18 protein-coding genes are annotated in these 17,314 nt (G+C 71.7%); 12 read left to right on the top strand and 6 right to left on the bottom strand.

Annotated elements, in window-relative coordinates:
- Positions 1 to 7: 7 nt before the first annotated feature.
- The 5 genes from urtE to urtA all read right to left on the bottom strand — a co-directional run bounded on the left by urtE (position 8) and on the right by urtA (position 5,979).
- The gene (urtE, locus tag BLT43_RS17705) at positions 8 to 703 is read right to left on the bottom strand and encodes an urea ABC transporter ATP-binding subunit UrtE (protein ID WP_090115060.1); all 696 of its coding nucleotides are present in this window, start codon (positions 701 to 703) and stop codon (positions 8 to 10) included.
- A gap of 2 nt (positions 704 to 705) precedes the next feature.
- Positions 706 to 1,446, bottom strand: a complete 741-nt coding sequence (gene urtD / locus BLT43_RS17710) for an urea ABC transporter ATP-binding protein UrtD (RefSeq protein ID WP_090115061.1) — start codon at positions 1,444 to 1,446, stop codon at positions 706 to 708.
- Entirely contained in the window at positions 1,443 to 2,672 is a 1,230-nt protein-coding gene (locus BLT43_RS17715; RefSeq protein WP_090115062.1) for an ABC transporter permease subunit, read from the bottom strand. Before BLT43_RS17715 ends, urtD begins: the two co-directional genes overlap by 4 nt.
- A gap of 31 nt (positions 2,673 to 2,703) precedes the next feature.
- Positions 2,704 to 4,626: an urea ABC transporter permease subunit UrtB gene (gene urtB / locus BLT43_RS17720; RefSeq protein WP_090115063.1), complete on the bottom strand. Its 1,923-nt coding sequence runs from the start codon at positions 4,624 to 4,626 to the stop codon at positions 2,704 to 2,706.
- Between the two features lie 66 nt (positions 4,627 to 4,692).
- A complete protein-coding gene (urtA, locus tag BLT43_RS17725) occupies positions 4,693 to 5,979 on the bottom strand; it encodes an urea ABC transporter substrate-binding protein (RefSeq protein WP_090115064.1) in 1,287 nt (428 codons plus the stop codon).
- A 485-nt stretch (positions 5,980 to 6,464) separates the two neighbouring features.
- Between urtA and BLT43_RS17730 the strand changes: the two genes are divergently transcribed.
- From BLT43_RS17730 to ureG, 9 genes are all read left to right on the top strand, one after another.
- Positions 6,465 to 7,196 (top strand): urease accessory protein UreD, encoded by a 732-nt coding sequence (locus BLT43_RS17730; protein ID WP_242652352.1) that lies wholly within the window; start codon positions 6,465 to 6,467, stop codon positions 7,194 to 7,196.
- A gap of 1 nt (position 7,197) precedes the next feature.
- The gene (locus BLT43_RS17735; RefSeq protein ID WP_090115066.1) at positions 7,198 to 7,500 is read left to right on the top strand and encodes an urease subunit gamma; all 303 of its coding nucleotides are present in this window, start codon (positions 7,198 to 7,200) and stop codon (positions 7,498 to 7,500) included.
- 12 nt (positions 7,501 to 7,512) lie between these two features.
- A complete protein-coding gene (locus BLT43_RS19200) occupies positions 7,513 to 7,674 on the top strand; it encodes a hypothetical protein (protein WP_165612665.1) in 162 nt (53 codons plus the stop codon).
- Positions 7,671 to 7,976, top strand: a complete 306-nt coding sequence (locus tag BLT43_RS17740; RefSeq protein WP_090115109.1) for an urease subunit beta — start codon at positions 7,671 to 7,673, stop codon at positions 7,974 to 7,976. The genes BLT43_RS19200 and BLT43_RS17740 overlap by 4 nt, the downstream gene beginning before the upstream one ends.
- Positions 7,977 to 8,042: 66 nt before the next feature.
- Complete coding sequence (locus tag BLT43_RS17745) at positions 8,043 to 8,399, top strand: lysozyme inhibitor LprI family protein (RefSeq protein WP_090115068.1); 357 nt, start codon at positions 8,043 to 8,045, stop codon at positions 8,397 to 8,399.
- Positions 8,400 to 8,451: 52 nt separating this feature from the next.
- On the top strand, positions 8,452 to 10,161 hold the full coding sequence (gene ureC, locus BLT43_RS17750; protein WP_090115070.1) for an urease subunit alpha: 1,710 nt from the start codon (positions 8,452 to 8,454) through the stop codon (positions 10,159 to 10,161).
- Between the two features lie 9 nt (positions 10,162 to 10,170).
- Positions 10,171 to 10,641 (top strand): urease accessory protein UreE, encoded by a 471-nt coding sequence (locus tag BLT43_RS17755; RefSeq protein WP_090115072.1) that lies wholly within the window; start codon positions 10,171 to 10,173, stop codon positions 10,639 to 10,641.
- Positions 10,631 to 11,278, top strand: a complete 648-nt coding sequence (locus BLT43_RS17760) for an urease accessory protein UreF (RefSeq protein ID WP_090115074.1) — start codon at positions 10,631 to 10,633, stop codon at positions 11,276 to 11,278. Before BLT43_RS17755 ends, BLT43_RS17760 begins: the two co-directional genes overlap by 11 nt.
- Positions 11,275 to 11,919, top strand: coding sequence for an urease accessory protein UreG (gene ureG / locus BLT43_RS17765; RefSeq protein WP_090115076.1), 645 nt, complete (start codon positions 11,275 to 11,277; stop codon positions 11,917 to 11,919). Before BLT43_RS17760 ends, ureG begins: the two co-directional genes overlap by 4 nt.
- A gap of 43 nt (positions 11,920 to 11,962) precedes the next feature.
- On the opposite strand, the gene BLT43_RS17770 is transcribed toward ureG, so the two are convergent.
- A complete protein-coding gene (locus BLT43_RS17770; protein ID WP_090115078.1) occupies positions 11,963 to 12,838 on the bottom strand; it encodes a LysR substrate-binding domain-containing protein in 876 nt (291 codons plus the stop codon).
- Positions 12,839 to 12,958: 120 nt separating this feature from the next.
- Here BLT43_RS17770 and BLT43_RS17775 point away from each other — a divergent pair, with 120 nt between their 5' ends.
- From BLT43_RS17775 to BLT43_RS17785, 3 genes are read left to right on the top strand one after another with little or no spacing between them, the layout of a single operon-like run.
- Complete coding sequence (locus BLT43_RS17775) at positions 12,959 to 14,569, top strand: GMC family oxidoreductase (protein ID WP_090115080.1); 1,611 nt, start codon at positions 12,959 to 12,961, stop codon at positions 14,567 to 14,569.
- Positions 14,566 to 15,741: a mandelate racemase/muconate lactonizing enzyme family protein gene (locus tag BLT43_RS17780; RefSeq protein WP_090115082.1), complete on the top strand. Its 1,176-nt coding sequence runs from the start codon at positions 14,566 to 14,568 to the stop codon at positions 15,739 to 15,741. Before BLT43_RS17775 ends, BLT43_RS17780 begins: the two co-directional genes overlap by 4 nt.
- Positions 15,738 to 17,222, top strand: coding sequence for an aldehyde dehydrogenase family protein (locus BLT43_RS17785; protein WP_090115084.1), 1,485 nt, complete (start codon positions 15,738 to 15,740; stop codon positions 17,220 to 17,222). Before BLT43_RS17780 ends, BLT43_RS17785 begins: the two co-directional genes overlap by 4 nt.
- Positions 17,223 to 17,314 lie beyond the last annotated feature (92 nt).

Genomic DNA, 17,314 nt, shown 5'->3' on the forward strand with positions numbered 1-17,314 from the left:
CCCCTGTTCAGACCGAGACCTCGGCCAGCAGCCGCTCGCGCGGAAGTGCCGCGCGCGCCCCCGACAGCGTCACCGCGCCGCGCCGCATCACCACCACCCGGTCCGCCAGCTCGACCGCGAAGTCGAAATACTGCTCGACCAGCACGATCGCCATGTCGCCGCGCTCGCGCAGGCGGCCGATCACCCGGCCGATCTGCTGGATGATGTTGGGCTGGATGCCCTCGGTCGGCTCGTCGAGCAGCAGGAGCTTCGGGCGCAGCACCAGCGCCCGGCCGATGGCGAGCTGCTGCTGCTGCCCGCCCGAGAGGTCGCCGCCGCGCCGGTGGCGCATCTCGTGCAGCACCGGGAACAGCTCGTAGATCTCGTCGGGCACGCTGCGCTCGGCCCGCGGCAGGCCGGCATAGGCGGTCTCGAGGTTCTCGCGCACCGTCAGCAGCGGGAAGATCTCGCGCCCCTGCGGCACGTAGCCCAGGCCGCGCCGCGCCTTGCCATGCGCCGAAAGCGCGGTGATGTCCTCGCCGCCCAGCCGGATCGTCCCGGCGCTGGGCCGGTGCCGGCCCGACAGCGCCCGCAGCAGGCTGGTCTTGCCGACGCCGTTGGTGCCCATCACGCAGGTCACCTCGCCCGGCCGCGCCGAAAGGCCGACCCCGTGCAGGATCCGGCTGTGCCCGTAATGCAGGTCGAGCCCGTCCACGTCCAGCATGCTCACCTCCCCAGATAGACGTCGATGACGTCCTTGTTCGACGTCACGTGATCGAGGCTGCCCTCGGCCAGCACCGAGCCCTCGTGCAGCACCGTCACGCGGCAGTTCAGCCGCCGCACGAACTCCATGTCGTGCTCGACCACCACCACCGCGCGGGTCTTCGCCGCCTCGACAAGGATCTCGGTGGTCTTCTCGCGCTCGGCGGGCGTCATGCCGGCCGCAGGCTCGTCGACCAGCAGGAGCTTCGGCTCCTGCGCCAAGAGCATGCCGATCTCCAGCCACTGCTTCTGGCCGTGGCTCAGCTCGCCGGCCTTGCGCGCCAGATGCGCCGACAGCCCGATCGTGCCCGCCAGCTCGCGCATCCGCTCCATCTCGGCAGGCTTCGGCCGCCAGATCAGCGCCGCGAAGGGCCCGCGCCGGTTCTTCAGCGCCATCAGCAGGTTGGTCTCGACGCTCTGGTCCTCGAACACGGTGGGCTTCTGGAACTTGCGCCCCACCCCCTCGCGGGCGATCCGCGCCTCGGAGAGCCCCGTGAGCGACAGCCCCTTCTCGCCCCAGCGCACCGTGCCGCTGTCGGCCCGGGTCTTGCCGGTGACGATGTCCATGAAGGTGGTCTTGCCCGCGCCGTTCGGCCCGATCACCGCGCGCAGCTCGGCCGGGCCGATGCGGAAGGAGAGGTTGTTGATGGCGCGGAAGCCGTCGAAGCTCACCGACACGCCGGACACTTCCAGAAGCGACGTCATGCCTCGGCCTCCTGTTCGCGCAGCGCGCCCGCATCGGGGCCCAGATCCGCGCCGTGCCGGTCGGCGCCGCGGCGGCGCGACCACAAGTCCACCAGACCGCCCAGCCCCTTCGGCGCCAGGAGCGTCACCGCGACGAAGCCCGCGCCGAGCATCACCAGCCACCAGTCGACCCAGACCAGCCGGACGGGGCCGAGATCGAGGTCGGGCAGCCGCCCGGAGGTGAAGAAGGACGACACGAGGCTCACCGCCACCGCGCCGATCACCGCGCCGTAGAGCCGCCCGCGCCCGCCGATCGCCACCCAGACCGCGAGGTAGATCGACGCGATCGGCATCATCTCGGCCGGGTTCACGATCCCGGCCTGCGGGTAGTAGAGCGCGCCCGCCACGCCGGTGATCGCGGCCGAGAGCGTGAAGATCGCGAGCTTGTAGCCCTCGACCGGGTAGCCGAGGAAGCGCACCCGGCTCTCGTTGTCGCGGATGCCGCGCAGCACCGCGCCGAACTTGCCCGAGACCAGCCACGCGGACAGCAGATAGCCGAGCGCCAGCGCCGCGGCCGAACCCCAGAGGAACCACAGCGCCACCTCGGCCTGCGGCACGCCCTCCGCGCCGGGGATGTTCTGCAGCCCCGAGAGCCCGTTGTTGCCCCTGAGCCCGCTGTCGTTCTGAAACAGCCACAGCGCCAGCGCCAGCGTCATCGCCTGCGTCAGGATCGACAGGTAGACCCCGGTCACGCGCGCCCGGAAGGCGAGCCAGCCGAAGACCGCCGCCAACGCCGCCGGCACCAGCACCACCAGCGCGAGCTGCGCGGCCAGGCTGCCCGAGAAGGCCCAGACCAGCGGGAAGCTGTCAGAGCCCACCACGCCGAAGATCTGCCCGGCCACGGCGGCGTCGATCTCCGAAGGCGTCGGCGGGATCGGCTGCGCGGCGAGGTTCGCGGTCACCACGTCGCGGGTCCGCGCCGCCATCAGCCACATGCCGATCATGTAGCCGCCCAGGCCGAAGAAGGCGATGTTGCCGAGCGACAGGATGCCCGCGTAGCCCCAGACGAGGTCCATGGCGAGCGCGGCCAGCGCGAGGCAGAGCGTCATGCCCAGCGTCTTGACGAAGCTGGTCGAGAGCCCGCCGCCCATCGCCTCGGAGAAGACCGTGACGGCGAAGACCAGCGCGAGGATCGCGCCCAGCATCACCGGGACGGAGGGGTTGCGGGAGAGGAACGAGCCGGTCATGCGGCCTCCGCTTGGTTGAGGGGGGACATGCTCAGTCCCCCGCCGCCCGGCCCCTGAGCGCGACGATGCCGCGCGGCCGGAACTGGATGAAGAGGATCACGACGAGGATCATGTAGGTCTGCGCCGCCAGCGTGTTCGACGGGTTGGCGGTCTCGATCGCCTTCTGCAGCCCGCCGATCATCGCCGCGCCAGCCAGCGTGCCCCAGATGTTGCCGACGCCGCCCACGACCACGGTCATGAAGCTCTGCACGATGTAGTCGGCGCCCATCTCGGAGGTGACCTTGGCGTAGAGCCCGATGGCGACGCCGGCGATCCCGGCGATGCCCGAGCCGAGCCCGAAGGTCAGCATGTTGACCCGGCCCGGATCGATCCCGGCCGAGGCCGCCATGCCCGGGTTCTGCGTCACCGCGCGGGTCTCGAGCCCGAGCCGGGTGCGCTTCATCAGGAACAGGAAGAAGCCGAGGAACATCAGCGCCAGCACGAAGATCGCGATGCGGATATGGCTGATGCCGACCACGTCGTTCATGATCCACGCGCCGCCGAGCCAGTCCGGCGCAGTCAGCGGCCGGGCCTGCGTGCCGAAGGCGATCTTGGCGAGCTGCTGCAGCGCGATCGAGATGCCGAAGGTGGCGAGCAGCGTCTCCAGCGGCCGGTGGTAGAGATGCCGGATCACCAGCCGCTCCATCGCAACGCCGGCGGCGAATGTCACCACGAAGGCCGCCGGCAGCGCCGCGATCAGCGACAGCGTCCGGTCGGGCACGAGCTGCTGCACCAGATAGGCGGTGTAGGCGCCCATCATGATGAACTCGCCATGCGCCATGTTGATCACGCCCATCACCCCGAAGGTGACGGCCAGCCCGATCGCGGCAAGAAAGTAGATCGATGCGAGCGACAGCGCGTCGAGCCCGAGATCGACGCCCTTCATCGCCGTCACCTTGGTGTCGATCGCCGCCAGCGCCCGGCGCGCCGCGTCGGTGACGGCGGCGGAGGGCTCGAGGTAGATCTCGTGGAAGCCGTGCGCGGCGAGCGCTGCCTCGACCTGCGCCTCGTCCACCCGCGGCGGCACGAGGCCCTGCCCGGCCAGCGCGTCATAGGCCGCGGCCCGCCTGCCCGGATCGCCGAGCTGCGCCACCGGCACGCCCGCCACCCTGCCCGCCTCGATATTCGCGGCAAGCGCGTCGCGGATCTGCGCGTCGGTCGGGCGCGGCGGCGCCAGCCCGGCATCGACCAGCATCGCGTAGGCCGCGGCATGGCCGAAGCCGTCCGCGCCGGGCACCAGCCTTGCGGCGAGATTGCCCTCGGGCGTCTCGCCCGCCGGGCCCGCCACGCGCCGCGTTGCCAGAAGCGGGTTCAGCGCGCCGCGCGCCTCGACCGAGATGTCGCCCGAGAGCGCCTCGATCGCCGCGACCCGCGCCGCCTCGTCTTCGCCGAAGCGCATGGTCAGCAGCCGCTCCAGCCGTTCCTTGCGGGCGGCGATGGCCGGGTCGGTCTCGCCCGCCATCGAGGCGCGCAGCGGCGCCAGCAATTCAGGTTCGGGATCGCGCAGGATCGAGTCGAGCCCGGCCATCCGCCTGGCCGGGTCCGGGTCGGTGAGCTGGAAGCTGACCAGCGCCGTGCCCAGAAGCGCCCGGATGCCGCTGTTGGGCTTGATGCGGTCGAGATCGCCCTCGGGCGCGGCTAGCTCGCCCTCGGGGTCGAGCGGCGCGCCTTCGCCCGCGATCCAGAACCGCCCGGCCGCGTCGATCGCCAGCGCCTTGTCCTGCCAGGCCCGCAGCACCTGCTGCGCCTGCGGCAGCCCGCTCGTCGCCACCGCCTCGATCGCCGGGGCGATGGTGCGGCGCGAGCTTTCCTCGATCAGCGCCCGGTTCCGCTGCAGCAGGTCCTGCATCGGCCCGGCCGCCGCCGTTCCGGCGCAGAGCGCCAGCGCCAGCACGCCGAGCGCGCGCCTCGTCATCCGTCTCATGGCATGTCCCGCCCGTTCTGGGGCCGGGGACGCGACGCGCCCCCGGCCGGTCGCGCGTCAGTAGTTCGACTTGATCTGCACGCAGGTCTCGGTTTGGGTGTTGTACATCCCGCATTCCAGCGCCTGCCAATCGGCCTCGAGCACGGCGCTTTCGGGCAGGTAGTCGGTCCAGGCGTCGCCCGGCACCGGGTCGGTCTGGCTCAGGATGTCGAACTGCCCCTCGCCGGTGATCTCGCCGATCAGCACCGGCTTGGTCAGGTGGTGGTTCGGCAGCATCTCGGCGGTGCCGCCGGTCAGGTTCGGGAAGGTCTGGCCGTACATCGCGGCGCGCACGGCATCCACTTCGGTGGTGCCGGCCTGTTCGACCGCCTGCGCCCACATGTTGAAGCCGATGTAATGCGCCTCCATCGGGTCGTTGGTCACCCGCTCCTCGCCCATCTTCGCCTTCCACTTGGCGACGAACTCGGCATTGGCCTCGCCCTCGGCCGACTGGAAGTAGTTCCAGGCCGCGAGGTGGCCTTCGAGGTTCGAGGTGTCGAGGCCCGACAGCTCCTCCTCGCCGACCGAGAAGGCGACGACGGGGATGTCCTCGGCCGAGATGCCCTGCGCGGCGAGTTCCTTGTAGAAGCCGATATTGGCGTCGCCGTTGATGGTCGAGATCACGCCGACCTTCTTGCCGTCGGCGCCGAGCGCCTTCACGTCGGCGACGATCTTCGACCAGTCGGAATGGCCGAAGGGGGTGTAGTTGACGAAGATGTCGCCCTCGGCCACGCCCTGATCCTTGAGGTAGCTCTCGAGGATGTTGTTGGTGGTGCGCGGGTAGACGTAGTCGGTGCCCAGAAGCGCGAACTTCTCGACGCCCAGCTCCTCGAGGAAGTAGTCGGTCGCCGGGATCGCCTGCTGGTTCGGCGCGGCGCCGGTGTAGAACACGTTGCGCGAGCTTTCCTCGCCCTCGTACTGGACGGGGTAGAACAGCAGACCGTTCAGCTCCTCGATCACCGGCAGCACCGACTTGCGGCTGACGCTGGTCCAGTTGCCGAAGATCACGTCGACCTCGTGCACGGTCAGCAGCTCGCGCGCCTTCTCGGCGAAGAGCGGCCAGTCCGAGGCCGGGTCGACCACCACCGCCTCGAGCTCGCAGCCCAGAAGGCCGCCGGCGGCGTTCTGGTCCTCGACCAGCATCAGCACCGTGTCCTTCAGCGTGGTCTCCGAGATCGCCATCGTGCCCGAGAGCGAATGCAGCACGCCGACCTTGATCGGGCAAGCGGCGTCCTGCGCCAGGGCCGGGGCGGCCGAAAGGCCGAGGCCCGCCGCGAGGGCGAGGCTGGAAATGCGCGTCTTCATGTCACTGTCTCCCGCGGGACGCGCCGTCGGCATTGCCACGCAGGGCCGCCGCAACTAACTCATGTCCCGCAACTTCTGTTGCACCCGGTGGCGGCCGTCGTCAGCGCCAACTTTCGCGGCCGTCACCACCCTCTCCCCCGCACCGGGTCTGCGCCGCGTTCGCCGGGGACGCCTCCTGCATCCGGAATGCCGCACCCGACGGCAACCGCCACGCCGCAGCGCGGGGCGCCCCGTCGCGCATTGCCCGATCTTTGGGCGCTTCGCCCCGCCCCTGCCGAATTTCGCGCCAGTCGCCGCCGGAACGGGCGGCCGCCCGGCGCGACTCGTGGCGTTTCGCGCCCCGCCGCCTGTAGCCCGGTGTCGACAAGGGAGGACGCACCATCCTGCACGAGACCGCATCGACCGCCGCCGCGACCCCGCACGCGCCGCAACGCGCCAGGGGCAGCCTGCGCATCGCCGCGCATCACGCCGCGGGCGACAGCCGCGTGGCGCTCTTGCGCGCCGAGGGGTCGTTGCGCGCGCTCTTCGCCCGCCGCCCCGGCCGGGTCGAGGCGATCGTGCTCAACACCGCCGGCGGCGCGACCGGCGGCGACGCCTTCTCGATCGCGGCCGAGGCCCGCGAGGGCGCGCATCTGCGCCTCACCACCCAGGCCGCCGAGCGCGCCTACCGCGCCACCGGCCCCGCGCCCGCGCGCATCCGCAACCGGCTGGTGGCGCGGCACGGCGCCCGGATCGACTGGCTGCCGCAGGAGACCATCCTCTACGAGGGCTGCGATCTCGACCGCCGCCTGACGCTCGACCTCGACCCCGGCGCCCGCGCGCTGGTGGTCGAGCCGATCATTTTCGGCCGTACCGCCATGGGCGAGCGGCTCCGCGCCGCGCGCTTCCGCGACCGGATCGAGATCCGCCGCGACGGCGCGCCGCTCTATCTCGACGCGCTGCGCCTCGAGGGCGACATCGCCGCCCATCTCGCCCGCCCCGCCGTGGCGAACGGCGCCGGAGCCATGGCCAGCGTGATCCTCGCCGACCCCTCGGCCGAAGCGCATCTCGCGCCGATCCGCGCTCTGCTGCCCGCCAGTGCCGGGGCCTCGCTGATGGCCCCCGACCTTCTGGTGCTGCGCCTGCTGGCCCGCGACGGCCATGCGCTGCGCGCCACGCTTCTGCCCGTGCTCGACCGGCTCACCGGCGACACGCTCCCCGCCTCATGGAGACTCTGAGATGAACCTCACCCCCCGAGAGAAGGACAAGCTTCTCGTCGCCATGGCCGCCGAGGTGGCGCGCCGCCGGCTGGCGCGCGGCGTCAAGCTCAACCACCCCGAGGCGATCGCGCTGATCACCGACGCCGTGGTCGAGGGCGCGCGCGACGGCCGCTCGGTGGCCGAGATGATGCAGGCCGGGGCCGAGGTCGTCACCCGCGACCAGTGCATGGAGGGCGTGCCCGAGATGATCGCGGAGGTGCAGGTCGAGGCCACCTTCCCCGACGGCACCAAGCTCGTCACCGTCCACGACCCGATCCGCTGAAAGGAGCCCGCCATGATGACCCGCATCCTGCTCGCCGCCCCGGCCCTGCTGCCCGCCCCGGCGCTGGCCCATGCCGGCCACCCGCACGGCCAGCCCGGCTGGACCGGCCCGCTCGCGGCCTTCGCGCTGATCGGCCTCGCCGGTCTCGCGGCATGGCGGAGGGCGCGGTCGTGATCCCCGGCGAGACCTTCCCCGCCCCGGGCGAGATCGAGTTGAACCCGGGCCGCGCCGCGATCACCCTGATGGTCGCCAACACCGGCGACCGCCCCGTTCAGGTCGGCAGCCACTACCACTTCGCCGAGGCCAACGCCGCGCTCGACTTCGACCGCGCCGCCGCGCGCGGCCGCCGGCTCGACATCGCGTCCGGCACCGCCGTGCGCTTCGAACCCGGCCAGCGCCGCGAGGTGCGGCTGATCGAGATACACGGAGACCGAAAGGTCTTCGGCTTCCAGGGCGACGTGATGGGGGATCTGTGATGCGCCCGCATCGGGAGAATCGACGAGCCATGCTAACCTTCCGCGAGACACCCCCGGAGGTTTGCCATGCGTTACGTTTTCCTGTTCCCGCTCCTTCTCCTGCCACCCCTGCCCGCCTCGGCGCAGGAGGACGGGCCCCGCTGCGACCCCTCGCACCAGATGGGCATCAACTTCTGCGCCTACGAGGAATGGATGGCCGCCGACGCCGAGCTGAACCGCCTGTGGCGCGTGGTGAAGCCGCGCGCGGATGCGCGGGGATCCGGACAGGCGCTGCTGAACGAGCAGCGCGCCTGGCTCGCGCGGCGCGATGCGACCTGCGAACCCGAGCAGAGATCGGGCGGCAGCGCCGCGCCGATGTTCTACTGGAACTGCATGGAAGAGCTGACCCTGCGCCGCAACGCGGAGCTGCGCGCGATGCGCTGACGCCCCGGCCCTCCATGAAACCCCGACCGACCGTTTTCATGGAGGCCACCCGATGCCGGTGAACATCCCCCGCGCCGACTACGCCGCGATGTACGGCCCGACCACCGGCGACCGCGTCCGCCTCGCCGACACCGAGCTGGTGATCGAGGTCGAGCGCGACCTCACCCGCTACGGCGAGGAGGTGAAGTTCGGCGGCGGCAAGACCATCCGCGACGGCATGGGCCAGAGCCAGCGCACCCGCGCCGAGGGCGCGGTCGACACGCTGGTCACCAACGCGCTGATCCTCGACCACACCGGCATCTTCAAGGCCGATGTCGGCCTGAAGGACGGCCGCATCCATGCCATCGGCAAGGCCGGCAACCCCGACACCCAGCCCGGCGTCGACATCGTGATCGGCCCCGGCACGGAGGTGATCGCCGGCGAGGGCCGCATCCTCACCGCCGGCGGCATGGATAGCCACATCCACTACATCTGCCCCCAACAGATCGAGGAGGCGCTGGCCTCCGGCGTCACCACCATGCTCGGCGGCGGCACCGGCCCGGCGCATGGCACGCTCGCCACCACCTGCACGCCCGGGCCGTGGCACCTTTCGCGGATGCTGCAATCGGCCGATGCCTTCCCGATGAACCTCGCCTTCGCCGGCAAGGGCAACGCCTCGCTCCCGGGCGCGCTGCACGAGCAGGTGCGCGCCGGGGCCTGCGCGCTGAAGCTGCACGAGGACTGGGGCACCACCCCGGCCTCCATCGACTGCTGCCTGCGCGTCGCCGACGAGACCGGCGTGCAGGTGATGATCCACACCGACACGCTCAACGAGAGCGGCTTCGTCGAGCGCACCGTCGCCGCCATCGCCGGCCGCACCATCCACGCCTTCCACACCGAGGGCGCGGGCGGCGGCCACGCGCCCGACATCATCAAGATCTGCGGCGAGATGAACGTGCTCCCGGCCTCGACCAACCCGACCCGGCCCTACACCGTCAACACGGTCGAGGAGCATCTCGACATGCTGATGGTCTGCCATCACCTCGACAAGCGCGTGCCAGAGGACATCGCCTTCGCCGAGAGCCGGATCCGGCGCGAGACCATCGCCGCCGAGGACATCCTGCACGACATCGGCGCCTTCTCGATCATCGCGTCGGACAGCCAGGCGATGGGGCGCGTGGGCGAGGTGCTGATCCGCACCTGGCAGACCGCCGACAAGATGAAGCGCCAGCGCGGGCGGCTTTCGGAAGAGACCGGCGAGAACGACAACCTCCGCGCCCGGCGCTACGTCGCGAAATACACCATCAACCCCGCCATCGCGCATGGGCTGGCCGCCGAGATCGGCTCGATCGAGCCCGGCAAGCGCGCCGACCTCGTGCTCTGGCACCCGGCCTTCTTCGGCGTGAAGCCCGAAATGGTGCTCTTGGGCGGCCAGATCGTCATGGCGCAGATGGGCGACCCGAACGCCTCGATCCCCACCCCGCAGCCGGTGCATCTGCGGCCGATGTTCGGCGCCTATGGCCGCGCGGTCGAGCATGCCAGCGTCACCTTCGTCAGCGCGGCGGCGCAGCAGGACGGGCTGCGCGAGCGGCTCGGCCTTGCCAAGGAGACCGTCGCCATCGGCGACACGCGCGGGCTCACGAAACGCGACATGCGCCTCAACGACGCGCTGCCCGCGATCGAGGTCGACCCAGAGACCTACGAGGTCCGCGCCGATGGCGAGCTGCTGACCTGCGAACCCGCCGAGACGCTGCCGATGGCGCAGCGCTACTTCCTGTTCTGAGGTGACCCGATGACCGACCTCCCCACCGCCCGCACCCTGCACCGCAAGGGCCACTGGACCGGCCAGGCCGAGACCTGCGCGCTCGACTACGAGGGCCGCTTCCTGCGCCGCCGCGTGCTGGTCACGACCTCGGGCCTGTCGGTGCTCGTCGACCTGCCGCAGACCGTCTCGCTCGAGGCGGGCGACGCGCTGGAGCTGGGCGACGGCCGCCGCGTCGCCATCCTCGCCGCGCCCGAGGCGCTGACCGAGGTGCGCGGCGATCTCGCCCGCCTCGCCTGGCATGTCGGCAATCGCCACACGCCTTGCGAGATTCACGCCGACCGGCTGGTGATCCGCCGCGACAAGGTGATCGCCCACATGCTCGACCATCTCGGCGCCGAGCTGCGCGACGTCACCGGGCCGTTTTCCCCCGAGGGCGGCGCCTACGGCCATGGTCGCACCCACGCCCATGAGCACGGTCACTCCGCCCATGCTCACTGAGACGCAGGCGCTCACCCTCGCGCGCTGGCTCTCGCCCGCCTACCCGGTCGGGGGCTTCGCCTATTCGCACGGGCTGGAGACCGCCATCGCCGACGGCCACGTGACGGACGAGGCCAGTCTGCAGGATTGGCTCTCCGACCTGCTGGAGCACGGCGCGGGCCGCAACGACGCGCTGTTCCTCGCCGCCGCCTTCCGCGCCACGGACGACGCCGAGCTTGCCCGGATAGACGCCACCGCCCGCGCCTTCGCCGCCGCCCGCGAACGCGTCATCGAGGCCGAGCGGCAGGGCGCGGCCTTCGTCCGCACAGAGGCCGCCGTCTCGGGCGGCCCCGACACGCCGCTGCTGCACCCCGTCGCCATCGGCGCCCGCGCCGCGCGCCACGGCCTGCCGCTCCGGCCCACCGTCGCGCTCTACCTGCACGGCTTCATGGCCAACCTCGTCTCGGCGGCGCTGCGGCTGATGCCCTTGGGCCAGACCGGCGGCCAGCGCGTGCAGATCGCGCTCGCGCCCCTCTGCGAACGCCTCGCCGCCGAGGCCAAGACCGGCACGCTCGACGACCTCTCCTCCACATCCTTTCTCGGCGACGTCACCGCGATGCGCCACGAAACCCAGCAACCGAGGATCTTCGCGACATGACCTCCATGAACGGACCCCTGCGCATCGGCATCGGCGGCCCGGTCGGCGCCGGCAAGACCACGCTCACCGCCGCGCTGGCCCGCGCGCTCGCCCCCGACCATTCCATCGGCGTCATCACCAACGACATCTACACGCAGGAGGACGCCGAGGCGCTGATGCGGATGCAGATCCTGCCCGGCGACCGGGTGATCGGTGTCGAGACGGGCGGCTGCCCGCACACCGCGATCCGCGAGGATGCCAGCCTCAACCTCGCCGCCGTCGCCGAGCTTGAGCGCCGTCATCCCGGCATCGAGGTGGTGCTGATCGAGAGCGGCGGCGACAACCTCTCCGCCACCTTCAGCCCGGAGCTCGCCGACCTCACCGTCTACGTCATCGACGTCGCGGCCGGCGAGGAGATCCCGCGCAAGGGCGGCCCGGCGATCACCCGCTCGGACCTGCTGGTGATCAACAAGACCGACCTCGCGCCGCATGTCGGCGCTTCGCTCGAGGTGATGGCGCGCGACGCGGCGCGGATGCGGGGCGAGCGTCCCGTCGCGTTCTGCGCCCTGCGCCATGGCGAGGGCGTGGCCGAGGTGCTGGGCCAGCTGCGGCGCATGGGCGGGCTGGCGGCGCCGCAACGCGAACCCGCGACCCCGGCCTGACCCCCTGCGCCGCCTCAGGCCCGCCGGGTCCGGACGGCCGCCGTCACGCGTCGGTGGCGATCTCGCCGAGCCAGTCGATCATCGCGCGCACGCCGTGCCGGTTGCGGTCGGAATGCGCCGGCACGACGATGAAATGCCCGTGCCGCGCCTCGAGGTTGCGGTCGCAGGACCGCACCAGCCGCCCCGACTCGAGATAGGGCGCGGCGAAGATGTCGGCGACCAGCGCATGGCCGAGGCCGCGCTCCGCCAGCTCCAGCGCCATCAGCGAGGTGTCGACGACGTAGTCGGGCGATGGCGGCCGGGTCTCGGGCAGGTGCAGCCGGAAGAAATGGCGCCAGGTGTCCACGACACCGGCCATCTCGATCAGCGGCCCGCGCTCGAGCGCCGGCATCCCGCCCGCCAGATCCGGCGCGCAGACCGGCTGCACGCCGTGGCGCATCAGCGGGATCACCTCGCCGTCGGACCACAGCCCCTCGCCGTAGCGGATGTCGAGATCGATCAGCGCGCTGTCGCCGCCCTCGGCCCATGAGGCCGAGAGCAGGCTGAGCGCGATGTCGGGATGGCGGGCGCGGAACGCCTCGATCCGCGGCACCAGCCACAGCATGTTGAGCGAGTTCATGCAGCGCAGCGTCACCCGCTCGCCGCCCATGCGCCCGAACACCCCCGCCGTGCTGGCATCGATGTCGGCGAAGGCCTTGCTGACCACCGGCAGGTAGGACTGCGCCAGCCGGGTCATCACCAGCGTCCGGCGGCGGCGCTCGAACAGCTTGTGGCCGAGCCGCGCCTCCAAGGCCCGGATCTGGTAGCTGACCGCCGAGGGCGTCAGGTTCAGCTCCTCGGCGGCGCGGGTGAAGTTGCCGAGCCGGGCGGTCGCCTCGAAGGCCCGCAGCCAGCTTAGCGGGGGAAGCTCGTCGAACATGCCGGCAGGATAGCGCCTGTGACGAAATTTTTTAAGGTTGCTGCGAATTTTTTTTCGTTAGGAGGTTGCGGGCGCGATCTGACAGGCTGCGCGCGACATCGAATGCAAGGCAGGCCCGGATTGGCAAGCTACGACTACATCATCATCGGCGCCGGCTCGGCCGGCTGCGTTCTGGCCGATCGGCTGAGCGCCTCGGGCCGGCACAGCGTGCTGGTGCTCGAGGCCGGTTCGCGCGACCGCTCGCCCTGGGTGCGGCTGCCGCTGGGCTACGGCAAGACCTTCTTCCATCCGCAGATGAACTGGCGCTACCAGAGCGAGCCCGATGCCGGGCTCGGCGGGCGCAGCGACTACTGGCCGCGCGGCAAGGTGGTCGGCGGATCGAGCTCGATCAACGCGCTGGTCTGGGCCCGCGGCCTGCCGCACGACTTCGACGACTGGGCCGAGGCCGGCGCCACCGGCTGGAACTGGGACGTCGCGCGCCGCACCTACGAGGCGATGGAGACCCGCGTCGCCGCCGACGGCCGGCGCGAGGGCCATGGGCCGCTGCACGTGCAGGACGTCTCGGACCAGATCCACAAGGTGAACCGCCACTTCTTCGCCGGCATCGACGAGGCCGGGCTGCCGCGCACCGCCGATTGCAACGGCGCCGAGGCCGAGGGCGCCACCGCCTATCGCATCACCACCCGCGACGGGCTGCGCCATTCGGCGGCGCGCGCCTATCTCGCCCCCGCGCTGAAGCGGCCCAACGTCACGCTGCGCACCGGCGTCACGGTCGAGCGGATCGGCTTCGAGGGCCGCCGCGCCAGCGAGGTGCACCTGTGCACGAAAAGCGGCGCCGAGGTGCTGCGCGCCGGGCGCGAGATCATCCTCTCGGCCGGGGCCGTCACCTCGCCGCGGCTCCTGCAGCTTTCGGGCATCGGCCCGGCCGACCTCTTGCGCGCGCACGGCATCGAGGTGCGGGCCGACGCGCCGCATGTCGGCGGCAACCTGCAGGACCATCTCGGGCTGAACTACTACTTCAAGGCCAACGAGCCGACGCTGAACAACCAGCTGCGCCCGCTCTGGGGCAAGGCGATGGCGGCGATCCGCTACGCGCTGACGCGGCGCGGGCCGCTGGCGCTTTCGGTCAACCAATGCGGCGGCTTCTTCCGCTCGAGGCCCGATCAGGCGCATCCCGACCAGCAGATCTACTTCAACCCGGTAAGCTACACCACGACGCCCTCGGGCACCCGCAACGTGGTCAACCCCGACCCCTTCCCCGGCTTCATCATCGGCTACCAGCCGGCGCGCCCGACCAGCCGCGGCCGGATCGACATCTCCTCGGCCGATCCCGGCGCCGCGCCGCGGATCCGGCCGAACTCGCTTGCGACCGAAGAGGACCGGCAGGCGGTGATCGCCGGCGGCGCGCTGTGCCGCCGGATCATGCAGACCCCTGCGCTGCAGGGGCTGGTCGAGAGCGCGCTCGACCCCGACCTGCGCCAGCTCGACGGCGAGGCGATCCTCGAGGATTTCCGCGCCCGCTGCGGCACGGTGTTCCACCCGGTCGGCACCTGCCGGATGGGCGACGACCCGGCGCAGTCTGTGGTCGATCCCTATCTCAGGCTGCACGGCTTCGCCGGGCTGCGCGTGGTCGACGCCTCGATCTTCCCGAACATCACCTCGGGCAACACCAACGCCCCCACCATGATGGCCGCGCACCGCGCCGCCGATCTGATCCTGGAGTCCGCATGACCGCCACCCCCTACTCCGCCTCCGGCGCGATGCCGAAAGCCGGGCGAGGCGCGGCCGACACCGGGCCGCGCATCACCGCGTTCGAGACCTTCGCCACGCCGCTGGTGGGCTTCGTGCGGCTGACCACCGAGGACGGCGCGCAGGGCTGGGGCCAGGTCTCGACCTACAACGCCGACATCACCGCGCAGGTGTTCCACCGCCAGGTCGCGCCATGGGCGCTGGGGCGCGGCATCGACGCGCTCGAGGAGATCGTCGCCGAGATCCCCGAGCGCGAGCACAAGTACCCCGGCACCTACCTGATGCGGGCGCTGGCCGGGCTCGACACCGCCGCCTGGGACTGGCGCGGCAAGGCGCTGGGCAAGCCGGTGGCCGAGCTGCTGGGCGGCTCGGCCGGCGAGATCCGCGCCTATGCCTCCTCGATGCGGCGCGACATCACCCCCGAGGCCGAGGCCGAGCGGATGCTGCGGCTGCGCGACGCGCATGGCTTCGACGCCTTCAAGGTCCGGGTCGGCGCGGAATGCGGCCATGACGTCGACGAGTGGCCCGGCCGCACCGAGGCGATCGTGCCGGCGATGCGCCGCGCGATGGGGGCCGGGGCGGCGCTGCTGGTCGACGGCAATTCCGGCTTCTCGCCCGCCCGCGCGATCGAGGTCGGGCGGATGCTCGAGGCCGAGGGCTACGAGCATTTCGAGGAGCCCTGCCGCTACTGGAAACTCGAGGAGACCGCCGAGGTCGCCCGCGCGCTCGACATAGACGTGGCCGGCGGCGAGCAGGACTGGGATCTCGAGAACTGGCGCCGGATGATCGAGATGCGCGCGGTCGACATCGTGCAGCCCGACATCCTCTATCTCGGCGGCATGACCCGCTCGATGCAGGTCGCCCGGATGGGCGCCGAGGCCGGTCTGCCCTGCACGCCCCACGCCGCCAACCTGTCGCTGGTGACGCTGTTCACCATGCACCTGATGCGCGCCCTGCCGCTGCCGGGGCGCTACCTGGAATTCTCGATCGAGGGTCCGGACTACTACCCCTGGCAGGACGAGCTCTTCGTCGAGAGCCCCTACGACATCACCGACGGCCGCGCCCGCGTCACCGACGCGCCCGGCTGGGGCGTCGAGATCGCCCCGGAATGGCTGTCGAAATCCACCTACCAGAAAAGCGAGGCCGACGCATGATCGCCGATGCCCTGATCGCCACCTATTTCGAAACCGGCACCCTGCCCGACCTGCCGCAGGGCCACTTCATCGACGGCGCCTTCGTGGCCCCCGCCGCGGGCGGCACGATGGAGAGCCTCGACCCCGGCACCGGCCGCGCCTTCGCCCGCTTCGCGGCGGGCGATGCCGAGGACGTGGACCGGGCGCTGGTCTCGGCCCGCAAGGGCTTCGAGACCTGGCGCCGCCGCGCCCCGGCCGAACGCTGCCGCGTGCTCAACGAGATCGCCCGCACCCTGCGCGCCAATGCCGAGCGGCTGGCCGTGGTCGAGGCGCTCGACAGCGGCAAGACCCTGGCCGAGGCGCGCGGCGACGTCGCGGGCTCGGCCCGGCTGTTCGAGTACTACGCCGGCGCCGCCGACAAGCTCGACGGCCGCTCGGTCAATCTCGGCTCCGACGCCGCCGCCTTCACCCTGCGCGAGCCGGTCGGCGTGACCGCGCATATCGTGCCGTGGAACTACCCGACCTCGACGCTGGTGCGCGGCATCGCGCCGGCGCTGGCCGCCGGTTGCTCGGCCGTGGTCAAGCCGGCCGAGACCACGCCCTTCACCGCGCTGCTGATCGCCGAGCTGCTGGTCGAGGCCGGCCTGCCCGCGGGCGTCGTGAACGTCGTCACCGGCACCGGCACGGCCGCCGGCGCGCCGCTCGTTGCCGATGCCCGCGTGGCCCATGTCACCTTCACCGGCTCGGTCGCGACCGGCGTGAACGTGATGCGCGCGGTCGCCCCGAACGTCACCGGCCTGACGCTGGAGCTGGGCGGCAAGTCGCCGCTCGTCGCCTTCGAGGATGCCGACCCCGAGGCCGTGGCCGATGGCGCGCTCTGGGCGATCTTCTCGAATTCCGGGCAGATCTGCTCGGCCGGCTCGCGGCTGCTGATCCACAACGCGCTGCGCGACGCGGTACTGCCGAAGCTCGTGGAGAAGGCCCGCGCGCTGAAGTTCGGCCACGGGCTGCGCAACCCCGACATGGGCGCGATCAACTCGGCCGCGCATCTCGACAAGGTGGCGGGCTTCGTCGCCCGCGCCCGCGAGCGCGGCGTCGAGGTGCTCGCCGGCGGCAACCCGGCCACCGACCCCGAGACCGGCGAAGGCTGGTTCTTCGAGCCGACCATCCTCGACACGCCCGACGCGGCCGACGAGGCGGTGACGCAGGAGATCTTCGGCCCGGTGCTCGCGGTGCAGGGCTTCGACAGCGAGGAGCAGGCGATCGTGCTGGCCAACGGCACGGAATTCGCCTTGAACGCAGGCATCTACACGCGCGATACCGGCCGCGCATTGCGCGTCGCGCGCGCCATCGATGCCGGCCAGGTCACGGTCAACGACTACTGGGCCGGCGGCATCGAGCTGCCCTTCGGCGGCAACCGCAAGTCGGGCTTCGGCCGCGAAAAGGGTCTCGAGGGTCTCGACGCCTACACCCGCGCCAAGGCGATCACGCTCGCGGGCTGAGATGACGGGGCGGCGCGGCCGCCCGGGGCGCGCGTGAGCGTGCACACGCACGAGGCGCGCGCCCGACACGATCCCCCGGCAGCCGCGGGCCG

It is taken from the genome of Limimaricola pyoseonensis, assembly GCF_900102015.1.
Taxonomy (GTDB): Bacteria; Pseudomonadota; Alphaproteobacteria; order Rhodobacterales; family Rhodobacteraceae; genus Limimaricola; species Limimaricola pyoseonensis.